Here is a 23,163-nt window from a genome sequence, read left to right on the forward strand (position 1 = left end):
GGCCATGGCCAGCATCATCCGGCTTATCATCGGCGTTCCGGTTGCAGCAGTGATCACCTTCTTGCTGTTCACGCTGATGCAAATCCTGATCTTCGAAGATGAGACCCCGCTTGAGCAGGAGCGCGAAGAGATTCGCATTACCATCTCGGATGTTGCCGAGGACGTGACCGTGCGTCAGCGTGATCTCACCCTGGATGATGTGCAGGCTGCCGAGCCCCCGCCGCCGCCTCCGACCATCCCGCGTCAGGCCGCCGATGCGCCGTCCGAGGACATGCGCACCACTATGGGCGCTCTGCCGGACTTCGATGCGCCGTCCCTGACGGGCGACCAGGTCAATTTCGACGTGTCTGACCGGGACGCCCAGCCGCTGGTGCGCATCGAGCCGCAATACCCGCCGCGCGCCGCCGAACGGGGCGTTGAGGGCCATTGCACTGTGCAGTTTGATGTGACGCCGGATGGCCAGCCGACCAATATCAGCATCTTGAATTGCTCGAGCTCGCTGTTCCAGTCCGCCACTATCCGGGCCGTGGAGCGCTGGCGTTACGAGCCTCGCGTCGAGGGCGGCACCGCCGTCTGGCGCCGTGGCGTGCAGACGCGTCTCGACTACCGTCTGGAAGGTTAAATCGCGACCAGGGGCGGCGGCGCTGCTGTCAGCGCGCCCCTGAGTTCGAGGAGAATGAAGAGATGATGGCAATCCGTTCCGCTTCGGCACGCTTCCTGACCGGCTTAGGCGTGGTTGCATCAGCGGCTATTCTGGCTTTCGCGACCGTGGCGCCGGCTGAAGCCCAGCGGCGCTCGCAGCAAAATTCCAGCGAAGAGCAAGACCCTTCCGAAAACCGCCAGATGAGTTCAGCCATTGGCGAGCAGGTTCTGCGCGCCAATGAGGCTGTGAGCGAGGAGCGTTACCAGGAAGCGGTGACTATCCTCAACGCCGTCATGAACCGGGAAATGACGGCTTATGAGCGCTCGGTCGTGCTGCGTATCCGGGGGGTCTCTCACTATAATCTCGACAATACCTCGCGCGCGATTGATGACTGGCTCGCCGCTTTGGCGACCAATGCTCTGGTGCGTGATGAAATTGTCGCCCTGCGGACAAATGTCGGGCAGGTGATGCTGATCTCCGACAGGATCGACGAAGGCATCCGGCAGCTCGAGATGGCGCTGTCGGCCGGTGCCGAGCTGACGGTTTCGCTCGCGCGCATGATGGCCCAGGCCTATGTCCAGGCTGAGCGTTTTCAGGACGGGCTGCGCTATGCGGAGTTTATGTACAACAATCAGAGCAGCCGCTCCGAGGGCGACTACAATCTGATGCAGTATTACTACAGCCAGCTGGGCCGGACCCAGGACGAGCTGCGTGTCGTGCGGTCTATGCTCAACTCCTTCCCGGCTTCGCGCCGGTCCTGGCAAAACCTGCGTGCGCTCTACGCCCGCCTGGATCAGGAAGAAAATGCTTTTGAGACCGCCAAGCTTATGTATCTCAACGGCCTTCTCCAGGATCAAAGCGAAATTGTGGGGATGGTTGCCTATTACAGCAACTTCAACAATCCCTATCGCGGGGCGCGTATTCTGGAGCGTGAGATCAATGCCGGGCGCGTTGAGGCATCGGAACGTTTTCTCAATCTTCTGAGCAATATGTGGCGTCAGGCGGACGAGTTCGAGCGTTCGATCGCTCCGCTGGAACAGCTCTATCGTTTGCGTCCGACGGGTGAAACGGCGCTGAAGATCGCCGAGGCGCGCTTCCAGATGCGTCAATGGGCCCAGGCCGAGCAGACCCTGACCCAGGCTTTGGACCGGGGCGGATTGTCTAGCGCGGAAACCGGGCGGGCCTGGGAGCTTCTGGGCAGCGTGCGTTTTCAGCAGGAGCGGATTCAACCGGCGCTGGCCGCCTATCGCGAAGCAGCCCGTTTCCCCACCAGCCGCTCCAACGCCAATGGCTGGATACGCTTCATCAACAGCCAGATCCAGGGTGCCGAAATGCGCGCCGTCCAGCGTGAACAGGTGCTCATCGACGAATGCCGCCTGACGCTGGAATCCGAGCGGCGCTCCATCGTGCTGACCGGCGCCGTGGATGATGATGGCCGTGTCCGCTTTTCGGATATCCCGTCACGCTGCGAGCCTTACTTCAACCTGTTTGGCGAGCAGATTCGTGAAGCGGGCATGTCTGATGAAGAAGCTGCAGAGGCCCAGCGCGAACGCGATGCCCGCCAGGAGGCGGCTGCATCCGGTCAGGGCTGATCTGCGATCTGACAGTTCAAGCCGTCAGGCTGAAAACCCCGCGAGCGCTGCTCGCGGGGTTTTTTCTGTGTAATGGCGGCCCGTTGTGCAAGCGCAGCAATCATGGCGGGTTGTGTGCCTGATATTCGCCTCAAAGGCGCAACATGCTGATCCGGTCATGGTTACGGGGGGCGGACCACCTGTCCGTCCGAGACAGGGAGGACGCCGTCATGACCGCTTTATCCCAGACCACAACGCGCCGCACCGGTTCGCCTGGCGCCGTCATGCGTTTTCTGTTGGCCGGCCTGCTGGCCCTTGGCGTGACGGGAGCACTATTTCTGTTCATGCGCGCCCTGATCGAGGTGGCCGCGCCGCCGCCTGAAGACGCGCCGCCAGTTGAGCGGATCGTGATCAATTTCAAGATTGCGGACCGCGAGCCGGCGCCGGTTGCAGTGATGGACATTCCCGCTGTCGAGCCGCCGCCGCCCTTCGTGCAGATCCGCACGCCAAGTGCTGCGGTTGAAGGCGTCGAGGGCGTCCATTTGACCCCGCCGATTATGGCGATCCAGCTTGATCCGATCACCACACCGCCGGTCGCGTTCACGATTCCGTCCCTGACGGGCCGGGTGGAGCCGGTCTATCCCCAGCGCGAACTGGCGCGCGGCATTCAGGGATCGTGCACCGTGCGCTACGACATCCTCGCCTCCGGTGCGACGGCCAATCTGCAGGTGCTTGATTGCGACAGTCCTGGCTTTGCGCGCGCCTCGTTTTCGGCCGTCCAGCGCTGGACCCACGCCTCCGATCTGGGCCGGCCAGGCCATGAGATCGTGCGCCGGGGTGTGGAGACCCGCCTCGATTTCCAGCTGGAATAAGGACGCAAAAACCCGCCCTGTCAGGCTCAACGGCCAGGCAGGGCGGGTTTGATGCCTTGAGGCTTATTCGGCGGCGGCCGCCGCTTCAGCGGCTTCAGCGTCCGCCAGACCTGCGCTCATCAGGGCGAAGGCGTATTCCTCGGCGCGTTCACGCAGGGCGTCGAACCGGCCCGAGGCCCCGCCATGGCCTGCGCCCATATTGGTGCGCATCAGGGTGAGGCCCTCATCGGTGCGCATCTCGCGCAGGCGTGCAATCCACTTGGCCGGCTCCCAATAGGTGACGCGCGGATCGGTCAGGCCGGCCGTGGCCAGCACGTGGGGATAGGCTTGCGCGCTGACCTGATCATAGGGGCTGTAGGAGAGGATGTAGTCATAGGCCGCCTCGTCCTCGATCGGGTTGCCCCATTCGGGCCATTCAGGCGGGGTCAGCGGCAGGCTGGGATCGCTCATGGTGTTGAGCACGTCCACAAACGGTACCGCCGCAATGGCGCCGGCGAACAGGGACGGGTCCTGATTGATCGCCGCGCCCACCAGCAACCCGCCCGCCGAGCCGCCATGGGCGACCAGCCGGCCTTCGCTTGTAAAGCCCTCGGCCACGAGCATCCGGCCAGCATCCACGAAATCGTTGAAGGTGTTGTGCTTGCGGTCCAGCTTGCCGTCCAGATACCACTGATAGCCCTTGGCCATGCCGCCGCGGATATGGGCGATGGCGTAGATCATGCCGCGGTCCACCAGCGATAAGCGCGAGGTGGAAAAGCCCGCCGGAATGGTGATCCCATAAGAGCCATACCCGTAGAGCAGCACCGGCGCGGAGCCGTCCAGCGGCGTGCCCTCGCGGTAGAGCAGCGTGACGGGGATCATTTCACCATCGCGCGCAGGCGCTATCAGGCGGCGCACCACATAATCGCCGGCATCGTGGCCCGACGGGATTTCCTGACGCTTGATCAGGGTGCGCTCGCGGCTGGCCATGTCGAAATCAAAGATCTCGGTGGGCGTGGACGGGCTCTCATAGGAGAAGCGCAGCCGGTCGACCGCGTACTCATATCCGCCCCAGGCGCCCAGAGCATAGGCTTCCTCGTCAAACGCGATCTCGTATTCGGTTGCACTGGCGAGCTGGCGCACCACCAGGCGGGGCAGGGCGTTGGCCCGCTCCAGCCGCACCAGCCAGTTCTCAAAACCGATCAGGCTGGTGACCAGAACACCCGGGCGGTGATCGATGAAGTCACGCCAGTTCTCCCGGCGCGGATCGTCCAGCGGTGCGGACATGATCTTGAAGTCCACCGCCCCGTCCTGGTTGGTCAGCACATAGAGGCGCCCGCCCGCCTCGGTCAGCGAATACTCCACCCCGCTCTCGCGCGCAGAGACAAGCAGCGCTTCGGCGCCCGGGTCATTGGCATCGAACAGGCGCATCTCGGTGGTGGTGTGGTCGCTGGCTTGCAGGACGATCCAGCTATTGCCGTCAGTCTTGCCCACGCCCAGGAAGAAGCCTGGATCACTTTCTTCATAGACAAGCTCCCGGTCGGTGGACTCGATGGCCTGGCGGTAGACCCGGCGCGGGCGGTTATTCTCGTCGCGCCACACCCAGTAAAGGGTCTGAGAATCGTTGGCCCATTCCATGGAGCCATAGCTCTCCTCGGTCAGGGTGGCGATATCCTGGCCTGTCTCCAGATCGCGGATGCGCAGCTGATAGAATTCCGAGCCCGCCGTATCCACCGCATAGGCCAGCCAGCGATGATCCGGCGAATGCTCCACCGCGCCGAGCTGGTAGTATTCAATGCCTTCGGCTTCCGCGTCGCCGTCCAGCAGGATCTGCTCCTCGCCGGTCATGGCGCCGTCTTCGCCGGCCGCGCGCCGGGCATAGACCGGATACTGGCCGCCTTCGCGGTAGCGCGTGTAGTAGAACCAGGGCCCGTCGCGCTCAGGCGGGGAGGAGTCATCCTCCTTGATGCGCCCGCGCATCTCGGCGTAGAGGCGCTGGTGCAGCGCCTCGGTCGGGGCCATCACCTGGTTGTAATAGGCGTTTTCGGCTTCCAGATGGGTCCGGATATCGGCGCGCAGCACTGAGGGGTCACGCATCACTTGCTGCCAGTCGTCATCACGCATCCAGGCGTATTCATCCACGCGCGTGCGGCCCAGCTGCTCGATGGTCACCGGGCGCTGTTCGGCCACGGGCGGGGTGAGGGTCAGGGCGCGGGCCAGAAGGTCCGGCGCCTGGGAGTGCGTTGCGTCCATATCGGTCGGGGTCTCCGGTGTGGCTCCGCCTGGCGCGTCCTGGCAGGCGGACAGAAGAAACGCCGCGCCAAGGGCGGGCGCGGTCAGGCGGATCAGGCTGTGAAGCATCTCAATCGTCCGGGCGCGCCCGGCTCCCTCAAAACATGATGCGGCATTACGCGCCTGCGCCGGGGCGAAAGTCCAGCACCCGGCCATTGACGCACCAGCGCTGTCCAGTCGGGGGCGGACCGTCGTCAAACACATGCCCGCCATGGGCGCCGCAATTGGCGCAGTGAAACTCGGTGCGCGGCATGATCAGCTTGAAATCGCGCTTGGTGCCCACCGCATCAGGGGAGACCGGTTCATAGAAGCTCGGCCAGCCCGAGCCGGACTCATACTTGGCCGCGCTGGAGAACAGCGCCTCGCCGCAGACCCGGCAGTGATAGGCGCCGGCGCGCTTTTCTGCGTTGAGCGGGCTGCAGCCTGGCGGCTCGGTGCCTTCATGGAAGGCGATGGCCTCCACGTCCGCGGGCAGGGCTGCGCGCAGGCGGGCGATCTCGTCCGGGCTCAGGCGGGGCATGGCGGTGGTCTTTCTGGCGGGGAAGGGAAGGTCAGGCCGGGGTCAGGCCCTTGTCCTTGAGCAGGGCCTGCAGCTCGCCGGCTTCAAACATCTCCTTGACGATGTCGCAGCCGCCGATGAACTCGCCCTTCACATAGAGCTGGGGGATGGTGGGCCAGTCGGAATAGACCTTGACGCCTTCGCGCACATTCATGTCGTCGAGCACGTTCACTGCGGCGTAGGCGACGCCCAGATGGTCGAGCACGCGCACGACCAGCGAGGAGAACCCGCATTGGGGAAACATGGGCTCGCCTTTCATGAACAGGACGATGTCGTTGGCGTTCACGGTGTCGCGGATGGCGTCGAGGGTGGCCTGGTCGGTCATGGGAGAATGTCCTTGGTTGAGGCGGCGCGGGTTACGGCGTGCGGGTTTCCAGGGCGAGGGCGTGCAGCTCTCCGCCCATGCGCCCTTGCAGGGCCTTGTAGACAAGCTGGTGCTGGCGCACGCGCGGCATGCCGCGGAACGCCTCGGCGGTCACCACCGCCTTGTAGTGATCACCGTCGCCGGCCAGATCGATGATCTCGACCTTGGCGCCTGGCACGCCCTCGCGGATCAGGCGGGCGATATCTTCGGCGGGCATGGGCATGGCGTCCGGCTCCGGCTTGGCGTACAGCTAAACTCCAATATAGGTCCGCGCACGCGCGCGGCGCTACGGGGTGATATGAAAATGCTGAGACATGGACTGTTCTTCGCCGCCACCAGTGCGGCGCTCCTGCTGGCGGCCTGCGAGCCGCGCGCAGCCGAGGCGCCGGGTCCGTGCGACGGGCTGACCGCCCAGCCGCTGCGCGATGTGTGCATCCTGGCCGCCGACGATATGGAAGGGCGCATGGTGGGGTCCGAGGGCGGCGCCCGGGCGCGCGCCTACATCCTCTCGCGGTTTGAAGAGATCGGCCTGTCCCCGGCGCAAGGCGGGTTCGAACAGGCCTTTGACGTGACCCGCCCGGTGGACCCCACAGACCGCGACGGTCCGCGCCACAGCCTCACGGGCGTCAATCTCATCGGCGTGATCGAGGGCGAAGACCCCTCTCTCTCCATGGTGATCACGGCCCATTACGACCATCTGGGCATCATGCCGGACGGCCAGATTATGAACGGCGCCGATGACAACGCTTCGGGCGTGGGCGGGTTGCTGGCTGCGGCGGAGTATTTTCTGGCCTCACCGCCGCGCCACACCGTGGTGATCGCAGCGCTCGATGCGGAAGAGGGCGGGCTGGACGGCGCGCGCTATTTCGTGGCGAACCGCCCCGAAGGCATTGGCGAGATCGCCTTCAATCTCAATTTCGACATGCTGGGCCATAACGAGGACGGGCGCCTGATCGCGGCGGGCTCCTATCACACGCCCGAGCTTCTGCCCCTGATCGAGGCGGCGGCTGCAGCTTCCTCCATCACGCTTGAGCCCGGTTATGACCGGCCCAGCGACAATCGCGGGGATGACTGGACCATGATGTCCGATCATGCCGCCTTCCACTTGGCGGGCATTCCGTTTCTGTATCTGGGCGTGGAGGACCACCCCTATTACCACACGCCCGGCGACACGTTCGACATCATCATGCCTGGGTTCTATCTGGGCGCGGTGGACACGGCGATCGACGTGGCCCGGCGTGCTGACGCCATGCTGGCCGAGATCAATGCGGCGCGCCTGGCGCGGGCTGAAGCGGCCGAGTAAGGCGTTTCATCGCGGAGAATGATCCTGGCCGGACGCCATTGCGTCCGGCCAAGTCATTGATGCGCTGCAAAAATGCGCTGCATTACCGGATTTTCACACAGAAATGAACGCTGTTCACTTTTCAAGAGGCGGTGAGCGTACTAATTTGACGTCAGAAATACAGGGGGCCGGGACTGGCCTGGCCGGATTAGGAGATCTCCCCATGACTGCTCTCGTTCGTGTGCTTTTCGCTGGCGCCGCATTGAGCCTCGCCGCCATTCCCGCCGCTGCGGCGCAGGAATGCCCCGCCGGGCCGTCCTTCGTGAGCGTGTCCACCGCCAACGCCAATGTGCGCGCTTCGGCCAGCCGGATCGAGCGCGGCGACTGGTCCACCGCCGAGCATTTCGCGAACTCCGCGATCAATTCGGGCACGACCAGCCGCAACAAGGCCGCCGCGGCGGTCAATCTGTGCGCGGCGCTGGCCAATCAGGGCAGTGAGTCAGCCGCAGACGCCTGCAATGACGCCGCTGAACGTACGGGCGGCTCGTGGGAAGCTCACACCAATCGTGGCGCGGCCCTGTGGCTGGCGGGCGATCAGGCGGGTGCGCGCGCCGACTTCACGCGCGCAGGCGAACTGGCCAGTGGAGAAGCTGCGGTCCAGACCAATCTGACCCTGGCGTCCTGCGCCGGCTAAGCGTCTCATACCGCCTTAAAAGACAAAGGCCGGAGCGGCGCCGCTCCGGCCTTTTTCGTTTGCAGAACCGCCTGCGGCCTATTCGGCGGCGCGCGCTTCGGGCTCGCCGGCCATCAGGCGCTCCATCCAGGTCTCGTGGGCCTGTTTGAGGCCGATGAGATCTATGGCGTGGGCGCCGTTGACGGAGACATGGCGCCCGCCCGCCAGGCCGATCACGCTGACCGGCACGTCCGCCTCGCGGGCGTTCGCGCGGATGGTTTCAGCGGTCTGGGCGTCGGCGGCGATCAGATAGCGCGCCTGATCCTCTCCGAACATCCAGGCGAAATGGGGCAGGGGGCCGCTATAGGCCAGCTTCACCCCGACGCCGGACGCCATGGCCATTTCCGCCGCCGCGCAGGCCAGGCCCCCGTCAGACACGTCATGAACCACTTTGGCGCGCCCGGCGCGGATCTCGGCCCGAACGAAATCGCCATGGCGCTTTTCCGCGGCCAGGTCCACGCGCGGCGCGGCGCCGTCCTCGCGTTCCTCGATATGGCGCAGATATAGAGACGCGCCCAGCGCGCCGTGAGTCTCGCCCACCATGAGGAGAACATCGCCCTCCTTCATGCCGCCAAAGCCGGCGCGCACGGTGACGTCGGGGATGAGTCCCACCCCGCCCACAGCCGGGGTGGGCGGGATCGCCTTGCCGTCAGTCTCGTTATAGAGCGAGACATTGCCCGACACGACCGGGAAGGAAAGCACCCGGCAGGCCTCGGCCATGCCCTCCACGCAGCCCACGAACTGACCCATGATCTCGGGCCGCTCGGGGTTGCCGAAATTGAGGCAGTCGGTGATGGCGATGGGATCAGCGCCCGCAGCGGTCAGATTACGCCAGACCTCGGCCACGGCCTGCTTGCCGCCCTCGAACGGATCGGCGGCGCAATAGCGCGGCGTGCAGTCGGTGCTGATGGCCAGCGCCTTGCGTGTGCCGTGCACGCGCACGATGGCGGCGTCGCACGGGTCTTCGGAGCTCGCCGCCGTTTCAGCCATGACGTGGCGGTCATACTGGCTCCAGATCCAGCGCTTGGAGGCCATGTCCGGCGAGCCCATGAGCGCGGCGATTGTCTCGCCCAGATGCTCGGGTGTGCGCAGGGTCTTGGGATCGATGCTGGCGCGCGCTTCGGCCGGGAACCAGGGGCGCTCGTATTTGGGCGCGTTCTCCCCGATCGGGTCGAGGGGCAGATCGCATACCACCTCGCCCTTGTGGCGCAGCACCAGGCGGCCATGTTCGGCGGTCTTGCCGATGGTGGCCACGTCCAGATCCCATTTGCGGAAGATCGCCTCGGCCACGTGCTCGCGGCCCGGCTTGACGATCATCAGCATGCGCTCCTGGGATTCCGAGAGCATCATCTCATAGGCCGTCATGGCGGTTTCGCGCTGGGGCACATGATCAAGATCCAGCTCGATGCCCAGCCCGCCCTTGGAGGCCATTTCCACGCTGGACGAGGTCAGACCCGCCGCACCCATGTCCTGGATGGAGCTGATCGCGTCCTCGGCCATCAGCTCAAGGCACGCCTCGATCAGCTTCTTCTCGGTGAAGGGATCGCCGACCTGCACGGTGGGGCGCTTCTCTTCCGAGCCTTCGCCGAACTCGGCGCTGGCCATGGTGGCGCCGTGAATGCCGTCACGCCCCGTCTTGGCGCCCACATAAAGCACCGGGAAGCCGGCCTCGCGCGCGGCGGAGGTGAAGATCTTGTCGGCATCGGCGATCCCCACCGCCATGGCGTTGACCAGGATGTTGTTGTTGTAGCCCTTGTCGAAATTGGTCTCGCCGCCCACGGTGGGCACGCCCACGCAATTGCCGTAGCCGCCAATGCCCGCCGTCACGCCGGAGACCAGCTGGCGGGTGCGCGGATGGTCCGGCGCGCCAAAGCGCAGCGCGTTCATCAGCGCCACCGGGCGCGCGCCCATGGTGAACACGTCGCGCAAGATGCCGCCCACGCCCGTGGCCGCGCCCTGATAGGGCTCGATGAAGCTGGGATGGTTGTGGCTTTCCATCTTGAAGATGGCCGTCTGGCCGTCGCCGATATCGACCACGCCGGCATTCTCGCCGGGTCCGAAGATCACGCGCTCGCCCTTGGTGGGAAATTTGGCCAGATGCACCCGGCTCGACTTGTACGAGCAGTGCTCCGACCACATCACCGAGAAAATCCCCAGCTCCACCAGGTTCGGCGCCCGGCCCAGCTCGCGCAGGATGATCTCGTACTCATCCGCCGTCACGTGATCGAGCACGATCTCTTGCGTGATGCCGGGGGCGTAGCGATTGGGGTCGGTCATGGTTATTGGCCTGCTGAATGGGTGCCGCACAGTTTTGTGCGCACACTATTGATGTTTTCGCGTCTGACGCTAGATTGTGGAATGCTGGATGCATGAACGGTAAGGAATTCATCCGGCGCGCCCGCGCCTATGCCTGCGCGCAGGATCTGCCCTTTGAGGTCTCGCCCGAGCGGGGCAAGGGCGGTCACCAGCTGATCCGGGTCGGCGCCAGGCCGACGACGGTGAAGTCGGGCGAGATCGGGACGGGCCTGTTGCACAAGATGCTGCGCGATCCCGCCATCCCGAAAGACGCGTTTTAGGAGCCCCCCATGAGCGAACATCTGGTCTACGCCTACCCGGTAAGCCTTGAACCGGACGAGGACGGGCGCGTCATGGCGTTCAGCGCGGACTTTCCCGAACTGGCTACTGACGGCGCTGATGAGGCCGAAGCGCTGGCCAATGCGGCGGACGCGCTGGACGTGGTGCTGCGAGAGCGCCTGCGCCGGGGCGAGGAGATTCCGGATCCGAGGCCGCCGGGCGATGGCGAATGTTCCGTCGCTGTGGTGCATGTCACGGCCTACCGCATCGTGCTGTCGCAGTGGGCGCACGATCATGGCCGGGGCGCACAGATCGAACTGGCGCGCCGGCTCGGCAAGGGCGAGACCCATGTGCGCCGCCTGCTCTCGCCGGAGGGCGGGGCGCGGGTGGAAAGCCTGGTCGAAGCGCTGCGCGCGCTGGGCTGGTCGCCTGCGCCGTCCATCGCGCTGACGCCGGAGCGCCGGGCGCCGGCAGGCGAGACCCGCCGCGCCAGCTGACCGCCCCGGGCGCGCCATCGCCATCACCCCTTCTCCAAAACGCTTTCGAACACGCCGAGCCCGTCCGTGCCGCCATGCACCGGGTCCACCGCGCGTTCGGGGTGGGGCATCATGCCCAGCACATTGCCCCTGGCGTTGGTGATCCCGGCGATGTCGCGCGCCGAGCCGTTGGGATTATTGCCATAGCGGAAGGCCACCTGCCCCTCGCCCTCGAGCCGGTCGAGGGTATCGGCGTCGGCGAAGAAATTGCCGTCATGGTGGGCGATGGGGATCACCACCTCGCTGGTACCGGCATAGGCGCGGGTGAAGCGGGTATTGGCGCTCTCCACATAGAGCGGCGTCTTCTCGCACACGAAGCGCAGGCCCGCATTGCGCATCAGCGCGCCGGGCAGAAGCCCCGCCTCGATCAGGATCTGGAAGCCGTTGCAAACGCCCAGCACCGTCACGCCCGCTTCGGCCCGGCGGACCAGATCGGCCATGATGGGCGAGCGCGCCGCGATGGCGCCCGAGCGCAGATAGTCTCCATAGGAGAACCCGCCCGGGATCATGATGAAATCCAGACCGTCGGGCAGGCTGGATTCGCCATGCCAGACCATGACCGGCGCCGCGCCGGTGACGCGCTCGATGGCCACGGCCGCATCGCGGTCGCAGTTCGAGCCGGGGAAGACAATGACAGCGCTTTTCATGAGCGCAGCGTTTAGCAGGCGAGTCGCGCCTTGGCGAGCGCTTCGCGTGTGCGGAGTTCAGCCCTTTGCTGCGAACGGAAACCCGGTCACCGCCCCGTCCGAGGCCGAGCCCACCAGCGCGGCGTATTTGGCGTAGGCGCCGCTCTCATAGCGCGGCGCCGGGGCGATGAAGCCCCGCGCCATGCGCGCTTCAAGATCGGCGTCCACGTCCAGGCGGCGCGCGTCCACATCAATGGTGATCACATCGCCCTCCTGTACGAAGGCGATGGGGCCGCCGCGCGCGGCCTCAGGCGCGATATGGCCGACCATGAAGCCGTATGTGGCGCCGGAGAACCGTCCGTCCGTGATCAGCGCCACGTCATCGCCCAGCCCAGCGCCCTGCAGGGCGGCGGTGACGGCGAGCATTTCACGCATGCCCGGCCCGCCCGCCGGACCCTCATAGCGGATCACCACCACATCACCCTTCTGGATGCGGCCCTGATTGATGGCCTTGAAACAGGCTTCCTCGCTGTCGAAAACCCGCGCCGGGCCCGATGCGACCAGCCGGTCATGACCGGCGAGCTTCACCACGCAGCCTTCGGGGGCGAGATCGCCATAGAGCACGCCGAACCCGCCGCGCGCCTTGACCGGCTTGTCCGCCGTGCGGATCACGTCCTGGCCGGCTTTTTCTTCAGCGCTGTCCGCTTCCTCAAACAGGGTCTGGCCGGTGATGACCGGGGCGTTGTTGAGCAGACCAGACTCCTTCAGGCGTTTGACCAGCAGGCGCGTGCCGCCCGCCGCGCTCATGTCCGGCGCCATATAGCGCCCGCCGGGCTTCAGGTCGGCGATCACGGGCGTGGCGCGCGAGATGGCGTCGAAATCATTGATATTGAACGCGTCCTGGGGCACGCCCGCCTCGCGCGCAATGGCCAGCAGATGCAGCACCGCATTGGTCGATCCCGCCGTGGCGGTGACGGCGGTGGCGGCGTTTTTAAGCGAGGCGGGGGTGATGAGGCTGCGCGCATTGCGCCCGGCATTGAGCGCCTCCACCACCAGACGCCCCGCAGCTTCGGCCGCTTTCGGCTTGTCCGGATGGATGGCCGGCAGATCATTGAGCGCCATCGGGCTCAGCCCCATCACGCCCAGCGCCAGAGACATGGTGTTGGCGGTGAACTGGCCGCCGCACGCGCCCGCGCCAGGGCAGGCGGCCTTCTCGACCTCGACCAGCTCGGCTTCGGTGATGCGTCCCGCCGCGCAGGCGCCGACGGCTTCAAACACGTCCTGGATGGTGATTTTGCGTTCTCCCAGAACGCCTTGCATGATCGAGCCGCCATAAAGAATGACGCTGGGCAGGTCGAGGCGGGCCGCCGCAATGGCCGCGCCGGGCAGGGTCTTGTCGCAGCCGACCAGGAACAGGACCGCGTCCAGGCAATGGCCGCGCACGGCCAGCTCGGCCGAATCGGCCACGCAATCGCGGCTCATAAGGCTGGCGCGCATGCCATCGGTGCCCATGGCGATACCGTCCGTGACCACGATCGTATTGAAATCCACCGCCGTGGCGCCGGCGGCCTCAATGCCCGCACGCGCATGATCGGCGAGACCTGCCAGATGCATGTTGCAAGGCGTGACGCTGGTCCAGGTGTTGACGATGGCCACCAGAGGGCGGCTCAGACGCTCATCGTCATAACCGGCCGCGCGCAACATGGCGCGGGCCGGGGCGCGGGCGGGGCCCTGGATCAGGGTGTGGGAGGGGCGCTTGGCGGTCATGTCAGGATGGGGTCTTTCAGGCTGTCGAGATGGCGGATGAGAGCGGAGAGCTCAGCTTTCGCCTGCACGGCGCGGGAGGGCCGCGAGAGCACGGACTTGAGCGCCGGGGGCGGATCGATGGCGCGCCCGATCAGGGGCTCCACGATGTCGGCGAATTTGAACGGATGGGCGGTGGCCGCCACGATCCAGGGCCGCGCGGTCTGTTCCCTGGCGGGCAGCCGGGCGAAGGCTTCCGCGCCCGTGGCCGAATGGGGACACCAGACATATCCCGAGGCGAGGAAGTCGCTGATGATGCGCGCGGCGATGGCGTCATCCTCCACCCGCTCCACGTCCACCCCGCTGAGGGCGGCGGGCAGGGCGTCCAGGCGTTCAAAATTGCTCGGCGCGCCCACATCCATGGCGTTGGCCATGGTGGGAAGCGAAGCGCGCGGGCGGTATGCGCCCGTGGCCGCCCACTCGGACAGAGCCGCGTTAGCGTTGGTGGCCAGCACGACCGGCCCGATGGGCGCGCCCATGGCGCGGGCGTATAGCGCGGCGACGCCATGGCCGAGATTGCCGGTGGGGATGATCAGGCCTGGCGTGATCCCGGTCTTGGCGCGGGCCTGGGCGGCGGCGCGCGCGAGATAGGCGCCCTGGGGCAGGAGCCGGGCGAGATTGATGGAATTGGCGCTGGTCAGGCGGTGGCGGGCGGACAGGGCTTTGTCAGCAAAGGCCGATTTCACCAGCGCCTGGCAGGCGTCGAAATCGCCCTCGATCTCCAGCGCGCTCACCGGCGCATCCCAGCAGGTCAGCTGATGGCGCTGGAACTCTGAGACCCGGCCCTTGGGAAACAGGATGACGGCGCGCACGCCCTTTCGCCCTTCTGCTGCGCACCCCACCGCCCCGCCCGTATCGCCGGACGTGGCCGCGAGCACGGTGAGGGGTTCGTCTGGCGGGGTCAGGCTGGCCAGGCAGGCCATCAGCACCCGCGCGCCGAAATCCTTGAACGCGCCGGTGGGGCCGTGAAACAGCTCCAGCGCCAGCAGTTCGGGACGGGCCGGATCAGGCGTCACCAGCGGCGCTTCGAAACTGAAGGCCTCCGTGCAGATGGCCGCCAACTCAGCCGCCAGAGCGCCGTCGCTTGCGACGGGCGCCAGCAGTTTATGTGCGGCGCCGGCCAGGCTCTCATCGCCGGTTAGGCTCGCGAGCACGCCTTCGGGCAGGCGTTCAGGCGCATACAGCCCGCCATCGGGTGCAGCGCCTGCGCGCACCGCATCCTCGAAGCGGACCGGCGGGCTCTCGCCGCGTGTGGAGACAAATCTCACGCCGCCGCCTCCACGGCCTGTTCCACGCGCACGCCCGCGCTGTCGAGCGGGGCGCGATAGGTGTCGGCCTTGCGGCCCGCGCGCTTGAAGGCGCCGGCCATGGCCGCCTCAACCGCCGCCACATCGCCATCCAGCGCCCAGGCGAAAACCGATGGGCCGGAGCCGGAGAAGGAGCATCCCAGCGCGCCCGCCTCTATGGCCGCCTTCTTCACATGCGGCAATTCAGGCAGCAGGTAGCGGCGCTGGGGCTCGATGAGAATGTCTTCAAATCCGGCGCGGATGAGCTCCGGGTCATTGGTCGCGCAGCCCAGCGTGAAGGCGCTGATGCGCCGGGCGTGCTCGACGGCGGTGTGCAGCGGCACGGAAGGCTTGAGTATGCCGCGCGCGGCGCGGGTTTCGATCCGGGCGTCGGGGTGCAGCAGCACAGCGGTGACCCCCTTGGGCGCGGGCATGCGCCGCACCAGGGCGGGCTCCAGCCGGGCCGCGATCACCAGCCCGCCATGCAGGCTCGCCATCACATTGTCCCAGGGCGGAGGATCGGCTGACACCGCTTCACCCTTGAGGGCGAAGGCGAGCAGCTGATCGGTCCCGAACGGCGCGTCCAGAAGCGCATTGACCGCAGCGGCGGCGGCGACGGCGGAGGCCGCCGATCCACCCATGCCGGCGCTGACCGGAACGCCCTTGCGGATCGATATGGTCACGCCAAAAGGCGCGCGCGCGGCTCTCAGCACGGCTTGCGCGGCGGCGAGCGCGGTATTGGCCTCAGGCTGGTCCGGCAGGGTGTCGACAAGCCCGCTGACAGCGCCTAGCGCGACGCCACGCTTGCCCATGCGCTCGGCGGTGACGGTATCGCGCACGGCGTCAAAGGCCTGACCCAGGACATCAAACCCGACCGAGACATTGCCGATGCTGGCCGGGGCGCTGGCGGTGGCGGACTGGATCATCACGCTGGGCTCCTCTCAGGCGCTGGCGGCGAGGGCCGCGCGCCCGGACGCATCACACGCGCAAGCGCGCGTAATGTCCATCACATCTGCAAACACCGAGGCGGCGGTGGGCCAGCGCCCGGCGCCCTTGCCGTAGAGCGCGTGAACCGATCCGTCATTGAGGGTCAGGACGAAGCGGTTTTCCTCATTGACCGCGCCGGCCAGCGGATGGTCGAGCGGCACGCTCTTGACCTGCACGCTGGCCTCCACACGCCCGTCCGGCAAAAGCGCGCAGCGCCCGATCTGCTTGAACACCTCGCCCTGGCTGGCTGCGCCGGCGAGCCGCTCAGGCGTAGCTTTGCGCAAGGAGTCCTTGGGGATGGCGGCGGGCGGCACGTCCTGGCCGAACGCTTCGCGGATCAGCAGGGACAGCTTGTCCGCTGCATCATGGCCATCCACGTCGGCGCTGGGATCGGCTTCGGCGAACCCCAGGGCCTGGGCTTCAGCCACCGCATCGTCAAACGCGGCCCCGGCGCGCAGGCGCGACAGGATGAAATTGCCGGTGCCGTTCATCACCCCCTCCACAGCGGCCACGCCGTGCGGTTTGAGGCGTTCAAGGGCTTCCAGGATCACCACCCCGCCGCCGACGCTGGCGGCATAGCGCAGCTGGCGTCCGGCGCGCCGGGCGGCGTCATGCAGGCCCTCATAGCGCGCGGCCATGGCCGCCTTGTTGGCGGTGACGACGTGGGCGCCGCCGGCCAGCGCCTCCAGAAGGAGCGAGGCGGGCTGGTCCACCCCGCCCATGGCCTCGATGACGATGTCCGGCCGCTTCGCCAGCGCCTCGCCCGCCTCCCTGGTGAAGCGCGCGCGGGCGTCGCCGCTGCGCTTTTCGGGATGACGCACCAGCACCGGATTGAGCGCGAACAGGTCCGGGCGCGCGGCCAGATGGTCGAGCACGCCCGATCCCACCGCGCCGCAGCCCAGAAGCGCCACCCGCAAGGGCCGGCGGCGCACGTCTGCCCCGATCACCGCCGGGCCGGGCGCGATGCGCGTGGCGTGACCGGCGCCCATGGCCGCGATCTCGATGACCAGGCCCGCTGCGCGCGCCGCCTCGATGGCCTTGGGCTGGATCAGCCCGCGGCTGGCTTTCAGCGCGGCGTCATGATCGAGCCGGTCATAGCGCCGGGCCTGGGGATCGCGGGCCGGGTCATCGGTATAGACCCCGTCCACATCCTTGATCAGGCGCACGCGCCGCGCTCCGGCCTGTGCGGCGAAGAACACGGCGGTCAGATCCGTCCCGCCCCGGCCCAGCGTCACCGCGCCATGGGCCTTGTGACCGGCGGTGAAGCCGGGCAGCACCACCGCCTCCACATCCTCGAGCGCCGCATCAAGGCGCTGGCGGTCAAGGCGGACGAGATCCGCGTCCAGCGGGTCGCCTTCGGCTTCCAGCCCGATCTCATGGGGGTCGAGGACCCGGGCGCGCACGCCCAGCCGGGCGAGCTCCAGACCCATCCGGGCGGCCGAGCGATATTCACCCAGCCGCACCAGCCTGGCGGTCATGGCTGCGCTTGCGCCCGCGCCTGCGGCTTCGGCCTCGGCGAACAGGGCGTCGGTCTCGCCCTGGAGGGCGGAGACGATGATGATCACCGTCTCGCCTGCGCGCACATGGCGGTAGGCTTCAGCGCCCGCCGCGGCGTAATCGGCCGGGGCGGTCAGCACCGAGCCGCCGAATTTCAGCACGCATAGCGGCCGGGCGGCGTCGGGGCGGTCAGGGGCGGCGGTCATGATCGTCAGTCCTTATTGAAGAGGGTCAGGTCTGGGTTCAGTCGGCGGCGTGAAAGCAAGAAAAAACCCGCTTCCGGGGCCGGGAGCGGGTCGGTTCGGTTCGGATTTGAGAAACTCGCCTCAGCCCGCGCCGCACCGCCCGCCAATAATCGTGGTGGTGGTGGTCACGGTCATGGAGCCGCCAAGCATGACAAGAGCGCCGCCAAACATGGCGAGGCCACCCGCCGCAGAAGCGGCGGTGACGGTCAGGCCAGAACGGGCGGCGGCGAGCGCCATGAGACAGGCTCCGGATGAGGCACGGCGTTTGTGCAGTGCGATGGTGACGATGTCCGGCTTTTCCACATGGCGTCAACCGCTCACCTGTTGCGAGAAAGCCACAAACTGGCGTCCTGGCGGCCACGTGTGGAGGATAAGTCGTTGCTAAATAAGATCAAAAATTTTTTCTCATGGTCCGTACATATTTCCTGTTGCCAAGAGAGCGCACTCCCCCTTAGCTTTTCAACACACAGGCGGGCTCGCAAACGCAGCATCGCCGCAGCGCCGGGATGTCTCCGCCGCTGCCCATGAATCGAAGACAAGGTCCGATGCGCAACGCGAAGGCCATTGCGAAGACTGCAGACGCCCGGCTGAACGCCGTGGCGCTGTCCTCGCTCGTCCTTCTCGTCGTCGTCCTTATTACCTCCCTTGGCGGAGCGGCGGCCCCTGTCTGACGGAAGTTGACCTTCCAGAGACCCACAGGACCCCCGCTCTGCCGAGCGGGGGTTTTTTCTTGTTCCGATTTTCACCCTGGAGACTGAAACGTGACCCGCATCCATACCGACGACGACGCCAACGCCGAAGCGATCAGGCCGGGCCCCATCGCTATTATCGGCTATGGTAGCCAGGGGCGGGCCCATGCCCGGAACCTGCGCGATAGCGGCCATCAGGTGATCGTGGGCGCACGCCCTGGCGGCAAGGCTGCCCAGCGCGCGGCTGGCGATGGCTTCGAGGTGTTCGCGCCCGGCGAGGCGGCCAAGCGCGCCAGCTTCATCGCCCTTCTGACCCCGGACATGACCCACCGCGAGGTCTATGAAAACGACATCGCGCCCAATATGGCGCCGGGCGAGACGCTGATGGTCGCCCACGGGTTTTCCATCCATTACGGCCAGGTGCGCCCGCGCGGCGATATCGACGTGATCCTGGTGGCCCCCAAGGGCCCGGGCGATCTGGTGCGCCGGGAATTCGAAATCGGGCGCGGCGTGCCGAGCCTGTTCGCGGTCTGGCAGGACGCCTCGGGAGAGGCGCGTTCGCGTGCGCTGGCCTATTGCAAGGGCAATGGCGGCACTGCAGGCGGCGCCATCGAGACCACATTCGCCGAGGAGACCGAGACCGATCTGTTCGGCGAGCAGGCCGTGCTGTGCGGCGGCGCCAGCGAGCTGGTGGCCGCAGGCTACGAGACGCTGGTGGAGGCCGGCTATCAGCCCGAAGTGGCTTATTTCGAATGCCTGCACGAGCTCAAGCTGATCGTCGATCTGATGTATGAGGGCGGGCTGGCGCGCATGCACGACTTCATCTCGGAGACCGCCAAATACGGCGATCTGGTCTCCGGCCCGCGGGTCATCAATGACGAGACCCGCGCGCGCATGCGCGAAGTGCTGACCGACATCCAATCCGGCGCGTTTGCGCGCGACTGGATCCTGGAAAACCAGGCCGGCAAGCCGCGCTATGACGCGCTTCTGCGCCAGGATCTCGAACAGGATATCGAAAAGACCGGAGCGCGCCTGCGTGCGCGCATGGCCTGGTTGCAGCCAGGCGCCAACACCAAGGCCGCAGAGTAACGCCATGATCCCCGCCGCCGCCCCCCGCACCGTTCCGCCTCCCACGCCCCGCACCGGCGCCCATCTGGTCGTCGAGGCGCTGGAGCGTGAGGGCGTGGACTATGTGTTCGGCTATCCCGGCGGGGCGATCATGCCGGTCTATGACGCGCTGCCCGGCTCGCGCCTGAAGCATGTTCTGGTGCGCCATGAACAGGCTGCGGCGCTGGCCGCGGACGCCTATGGCCGGGTGTCGGGCGAGCCGGGCGTGTGCATGGCCACGTCCGGGCCGGGGGCGACCAATCTGATCACCGGCATCGCCAACGCCTTCATGGACTCTGTGCCAATGGTGGCGATCACCGGCCAGGTGCCCGCGCCCCTGATGGGCACGGACGCGTTTCAGGAAATCGACGTGTTCGGCGTCACGATGCCGATTGTGAAGCACTCCTTCATCGCGCGCAGCGCGTCCGACATTCCTCAGATCTTCGCCGAGGCCTTTGCACTGGCGAAGAGCGGGCGTCCGGGCCCGGTCCTGATTGACCTGCCCAAGGACGTAACCCAGGCGTCCGGGCCGTTCCCCCCTGCAGGTCCGGTCCCGGCGCCCGCCAGCTTTTCGACGCCTGACCCGGACGCCTTGCGCGCCGCCGAGGCGCTGATCCGCGATGCCCGCCGGCCGGTTCTCTATTTTGGCGGCGGCATCGCCATCGCCCGGGCGGAAACGGCGCTGCGCGATTTCCACAGCCGTACGCGCATCCCGGCGGTGGCGACCCTCAAAGGCCTGGGCGGCCTGCCCACCGACATCCCCGATTTTCTGGGCATGCTGGGCATGCACGGCACGCGCGCGGCCAATACCGCGGTGATGGAAAGCGATCTTCTGATCTGCGTGGGCGCTCGGTTTGATGACCGGGCCACAGGCAAGCTGGACACATTCGCGCCCGGCGCGCGCATCATCCATATCGATGGCGACGCGTCTGAAATCTCCAAGCTGCGCCGTGCCGATGTGGCCCTGCCGGGCAATATCTCCGCCATTCTGGCGGCGCTGGAGCCGGGGCGGCTGGAGATTGACGCCTGGCGCGCGCGCTGCGCCCAGAACGCGGCAGACTGGGCCTTCCGTTATGACGCGCCGGGCTCGGGCGTGTATGCGCCGGCCCTGCTGAATGAACTGTCGCGCCAGGCCGGCGAGCGCTTCATCGCCACCTGCGATGTGGGCCAGCACCAGATGTGGGTGGCCCAGCATTGCCGCTTCTCAAGGCCCCAGGCCCATCTGACCAGCGCCGGGCTGGGCGCCATGGGCTATGGCATCCCCGCCGGCATCGGCGCCCTGTTCGCCGAGCCGGACGCCACGGTGGTGACGGTCACCGGCGACGGCTCGATCATGATGAATATCCAGGAGCTGGCGACCCTGCGGCGCTACCGCCTGCCGCTGAAAATCGTCCTGTTGGACAATTCCCAGCTGGGCATGGTGCGCCAGTGGCAGGAGCTGTTCTACGAGGAGAATTTCTCCGAGGTCGATCTCTACGACAATCCCGACTTCGCCGATGTGGCCCGCTCTTTCGGGATCGAGGCGTTCACCGTGGACCGGCGCGCCGACGTGCCCAGCGCCATCGAGCGCCTGTTGAAGACCCGCGGACCCATCCTCGCCCATGTGCGCATCGACCCGGCCGAAAACGTCTGGCCGCTGGTCCCACCGGGCAAATCCAATGCTGACATGATGGAGGCCTCATGACCTGCCGCATCGAGATCGAGTTCCGTCCCGAAGAGGGCGCGGTGCTGCGCCTCCTGGGGCTGGTGGAGCGCCGCGGCTATATGGTGCGCGCCATGACCCTGCCGTCGATCCGCGCCGGATCGACGGCCTGGCTCTCCATGGATGTGGCGCCGCGCGATGCGGGCCGCCGGGTGGAGACGGTCTGCGCCCAGCTGGCCAAGATGCATGACGTGGTGTGCGTGCGCGCCGGTCAGGACGCTCCGGCCCTGGAGGCGGCGTCATGAGTGACCGGGTCATTATTTTCGACACCACGCTGCGCGACGGCGAACAGGCGCCCGGCTTCTCCATGAGCGAGGCGGGCAAGCTGAAAATGGCCAAGGCGCTGGCGGCGCTGAAAGTGGACGTGATCGAGGCCGGTTTCGCCATCGCCTCGCCGGGCGACTTCCGCGCGGTGGAGCGCATCGCAGGCGAGGTCGAAGGCCCGGTCATCTGCTCGCTGGCGCGTGCGGCCCGGGGCGATATCGAGGCGGCGGGCAAAGCTCTCAAGGCCGCGCCCAAGAAGCGCATTCATGTGTTTCTGGGCACCAGCCCGCTGCACCGGGAGTTCAAGCTGAAAATGAGCCGGGCGGAGATACTGGCCCGCATCGCGGAGATGGTCGCCTATGCGCGCGAGTTCACCGATGATGTGGAGTTCTCCGCCGAGGACGCCATCCGCACCGAGCGCGACTTTCTGGTCGAAGCGCTGTCCACGGCGGCGCAGGCCGGGGCCCGTACGCTGAACGTGCCCGATACGGTCGGTTACGCCACGCCCGAAGAGATGAGCGAACTGTTCGCTTTTCTGAGTGGTGCGGTGGAAGGCCCGGACGGGGTGATCTTCTCGGCTCATTGCCATGATGATCTGGGCATGGCGGTGGCCAATTCGCTGGCCGCCGTGCGCGGCGGGGCGCGCCAGATCGAGTGTGCGCTCAACGGCATTGGCGAGCGGGCGGGCAATTGCGCGCTGGAGGATGCGGTGATGGCCCTGCGCACCCGCAAGGACCAGTTCGGCCTGACCACCGGGATCGACACCCGCCAGATCATGGCCGCCACGCGCACCTTGTCCCAGGTCACCAACACTCATCCCCCGCGCAACAAGGCGATCGTGGGGGCCAACGCCTTCGCCCATGAATCGGGCATTCACCAGCACGGCGTGCTGATGAACCGGGAGACCTATGAGATCATGAAGCCGGAAGATGTGGGGCTGGCGTCCAATGCGCTGGTGCTGGGCAAGCACTCGGGCAAGCACGCCCTGGCCGCGCGCGCCGCAGAACTGGGCTGGACACTGGAGGGCGAGGCCCTGCAGCGCGCCTTCGAGGCGTTCAAGGCGATGGCTGACGAGGTGGGCACGGTGGATTCAGCCCGGCTGGCCGCGATCCTGGCCCGTCTGGACGGAGAGGAGGGCGCGGAGATGTGGACCCTGTCCCGGCTGGAGATCCGCGCGCCCATCTCGCGCCAGGATCAGCCTGTGGCGCGCATTGAACTGGAGCACCCCATCCGCGGGCGGATCAGCGATGTCGCCCGCGCCAGCGGTGCGCTGGACGCGGCCTATCAGGCGGTGAGCCAGATCATGGATATGCCTGCGCGCGTGGCCGGCATCGACATGCAATACATCGCCGCCGACCCGTCAGAGACCGGCGCGGACCAGCAGGGCGCGGATGTTCTGGTGGAGCTGGACGCCGAGATTGACGGTGAGCGCTTCCCCGGCCGCGCCCGCGCCCGCGACATCATTCCCGCCTGCGTCAGCGCCTATATCGACGCGCTCAACAACGCCCTTGCCGTGCGCCGCCGCCGCGACGCCCGCGCCGCTGCCTGAAGG

At 66.9% G+C, this 23,163-nt stretch carries 22 protein-coding genes; 11 read left to right on the forward strand and 11 right to left on the reverse strand.

The features are described from left to right. Positions 1-4: 4 nt before the first annotated feature. From F1654_RS13100 to F1654_RS13110, 3 genes are all read left to right on the forward strand, one after another. Positions 5-622, forward strand: coding sequence for an energy transducer TonB (locus tag F1654_RS13100; protein ID WP_150024010.1), 618 nt, complete (start codon positions 5-7; stop codon positions 620-622). Positions 623-684: 62 nt separating this feature from the next. Further along, a complete protein-coding gene (locus F1654_RS13105; protein ID WP_150024011.1) occupies positions 685-2,235 on the forward strand; it encodes a tetratricopeptide repeat protein in 1,551 nt (516 codons plus the stop codon). 209 nt (positions 2,236-2,444) lie between these two features. After that, positions 2,445-3,086 carry an energy transducer TonB gene (locus F1654_RS13110; RefSeq protein WP_199200582.1) on the forward strand — a complete coding sequence of 214 codons (642 nt, stop codon included), beginning with the start codon at positions 2,445-2,447 and terminating at the stop codon, positions 3,084-3,086. Between the two features lie 63 nt (positions 3,087-3,149). Here F1654_RS13110 and F1654_RS13115 read toward each other — a convergent pair whose 3' ends face one another. Genes F1654_RS13115 through F1654_RS13130 form a run of 4 tightly spaced genes read right to left on the reverse strand, consistent with a single transcriptional unit; the run spans position 3,150 to position 6,503 of the window. After that, entirely contained in the window at positions 3,150-5,426 is a 2,277-nt protein-coding gene (locus F1654_RS13115) for a S9 family peptidase (protein WP_233205302.1), read from the reverse strand. Positions 5,427-5,472: 46 nt separating this feature from the next. Continuing rightward, positions 5,473-5,877: a peptide-methionine (R)-S-oxide reductase MsrB gene (gene msrB / locus F1654_RS13120; RefSeq protein WP_150024013.1), complete on the reverse strand. Its 405-nt coding sequence runs from the start codon at positions 5,875-5,877 to the stop codon at positions 5,473-5,475. Positions 5,878-5,908: 31 nt separating this feature from the next. After that, positions 5,909-6,241: a Grx4 family monothiol glutaredoxin gene (gene grxD / locus F1654_RS13125; protein WP_150024014.1), complete on the reverse strand. Its 333-nt coding sequence runs from the start codon at positions 6,239-6,241 to the stop codon at positions 5,909-5,911. Positions 6,242-6,272: 31 nt separating this feature from the next. After that, entirely contained in the window at positions 6,273-6,503 is a 231-nt protein-coding gene (locus F1654_RS13130) for a BolA/IbaG family iron-sulfur metabolism protein (RefSeq protein WP_150024015.1), read from the reverse strand. Between the two features lie 81 nt (positions 6,504-6,584). On the opposite strand from F1654_RS13130, the gene F1654_RS13135 reads away from it, so the two are divergent. Beyond that, a complete protein-coding gene (locus tag F1654_RS13135; RefSeq protein ID WP_199200583.1) occupies positions 6,585-7,583 on the forward strand; it encodes a M28 family peptidase in 999 nt (332 codons plus the stop codon). Positions 7,584-7,785: 202 nt separating this feature from the next. Continuing rightward, on the forward strand, positions 7,786-8,256 hold the full coding sequence (locus F1654_RS13140; RefSeq protein WP_150024017.1) for a tetratricopeptide repeat protein: 471 nt from the start codon (positions 7,786-7,788) through the stop codon (positions 8,254-8,256). Between the two features lie 78 nt (positions 8,257-8,334). Here F1654_RS13140 and purL read toward each other — a convergent pair whose 3' ends face one another. After that, positions 8,335-10,572, reverse strand: a complete 2,238-nt coding sequence (gene purL, locus F1654_RS13145; protein WP_150024018.1) for a phosphoribosylformylglycinamidine synthase subunit PurL — start codon at positions 10,570-10,572, stop codon at positions 8,335-8,337. Positions 10,573-10,664: 92 nt separating this feature from the next. Here purL and F1654_RS13150 point away from each other — a divergent pair, with 92 nt between their 5' ends. Both F1654_RS13150 and F1654_RS13155 read left to right on the forward strand, forming a co-directional pair. Continuing rightward, on the forward strand, positions 10,665-10,871 hold the full coding sequence (locus F1654_RS13150; RefSeq protein WP_150024019.1) for a hypothetical protein: 207 nt from the start codon (positions 10,665-10,667) through the stop codon (positions 10,869-10,871). A 9-nt stretch (positions 10,872-10,880) separates the two neighbouring features. Then, positions 10,881-11,366 carry a type II toxin-antitoxin system HicB family antitoxin gene (locus tag F1654_RS13155; RefSeq protein ID WP_150024020.1) on the forward strand — a complete coding sequence of 162 codons (486 nt, stop codon included), beginning with the start codon at positions 10,881-10,883 and terminating at the stop codon, positions 11,364-11,366. Positions 11,367-11,389: 23 nt separating this feature from the next. Here F1654_RS13155 and purQ read toward each other — a convergent pair whose 3' ends face one another. The 6 genes from purQ to F1654_RS13950 form a co-directional block, all read right to left on the reverse strand. Next, positions 11,390-12,052 carry a phosphoribosylformylglycinamidine synthase subunit PurQ gene (gene purQ / locus F1654_RS13160; protein ID WP_150024021.1) on the reverse strand — a complete coding sequence of 221 codons (663 nt, stop codon included), beginning with the start codon at positions 12,050-12,052 and terminating at the stop codon, positions 11,390-11,392. A 57-nt stretch (positions 12,053-12,109) separates the two neighbouring features. Next, positions 12,110-13,798, reverse strand: a complete 1,689-nt coding sequence (gene ilvD / locus F1654_RS13165; RefSeq protein ID WP_150024022.1) for a dihydroxy-acid dehydratase — start codon at positions 13,796-13,798, stop codon at positions 12,110-12,112. Then, entirely contained in the window at positions 13,795-15,102 is a 1,308-nt protein-coding gene (thrC, locus tag F1654_RS13170; RefSeq protein WP_150024023.1) for a threonine synthase, read from the reverse strand. The genes ilvD and thrC overlap by 4 nt, the downstream gene beginning before the upstream one ends. Then, the gene (locus F1654_RS13175; protein WP_150024024.1) at positions 15,099-16,046 is read right to left on the reverse strand and encodes a homoserine kinase; all 948 of its coding nucleotides are present in this window, start codon (positions 16,044-16,046) and stop codon (positions 15,099-15,101) included. The genes thrC and F1654_RS13175 overlap by 4 nt, the downstream gene beginning before the upstream one ends. Positions 16,047-16,061: 15 nt before the next feature. Further along, positions 16,062-17,810 carry a homoserine dehydrogenase gene (locus tag F1654_RS13180; protein ID WP_150024025.1) on the reverse strand — a complete coding sequence of 583 codons (1,749 nt, stop codon included), beginning with the start codon at positions 17,808-17,810 and terminating at the stop codon, positions 16,062-16,064. Between the two features lie 120 nt (positions 17,811-17,930). Continuing rightward, the gene (locus F1654_RS13950) at positions 17,931-18,086 is read right to left on the reverse strand and encodes a hypothetical protein (RefSeq protein ID WP_199200584.1); all 156 of its coding nucleotides are present in this window, start codon (positions 18,084-18,086) and stop codon (positions 17,931-17,933) included. Between the two features lie 524 nt (positions 18,087-18,610). Between F1654_RS13950 and ilvC the strand changes: the two genes are divergently transcribed. From ilvC to F1654_RS13200, 4 genes are read left to right on the forward strand one after another with little or no spacing between them, the layout of a single operon-like run. Continuing rightward, entirely contained in the window at positions 18,611-19,627 is a 1,017-nt protein-coding gene (ilvC, locus tag F1654_RS13185; RefSeq protein ID WP_150024026.1) for a ketol-acid reductoisomerase, read from the forward strand. Between the two features lie 4 nt (positions 19,628-19,631). Beyond that, a complete protein-coding gene (gene ilvG, locus F1654_RS13190; RefSeq protein ID WP_150024027.1) occupies positions 19,632-21,329 on the forward strand; it encodes an acetolactate synthase 2 catalytic subunit in 1,698 nt (565 codons plus the stop codon). Then, positions 21,326-21,592, forward strand: a complete 267-nt coding sequence (locus F1654_RS13195; protein WP_150024028.1) for an ACT domain-containing protein — start codon at positions 21,326-21,328, stop codon at positions 21,590-21,592. Before ilvG ends, F1654_RS13195 begins: the two co-directional genes overlap by 4 nt. Continuing rightward, positions 21,589-23,160: a 2-isopropylmalate synthase gene (locus tag F1654_RS13200; protein ID WP_150024029.1), complete on the forward strand. Its 1,572-nt coding sequence runs from the start codon at positions 21,589-21,591 to the stop codon at positions 23,158-23,160. Before F1654_RS13195 ends, F1654_RS13200 begins: the two co-directional genes overlap by 4 nt. Positions 23,161-23,163 lie beyond the last annotated feature (3 nt).

The organism is Alkalicaulis satelles (genome assembly GCF_008630495.1).
Lineage (GTDB): Bacteria > Pseudomonadota > Alphaproteobacteria > Caulobacterales > Maricaulaceae > Oceanicaulis > Oceanicaulis satelles.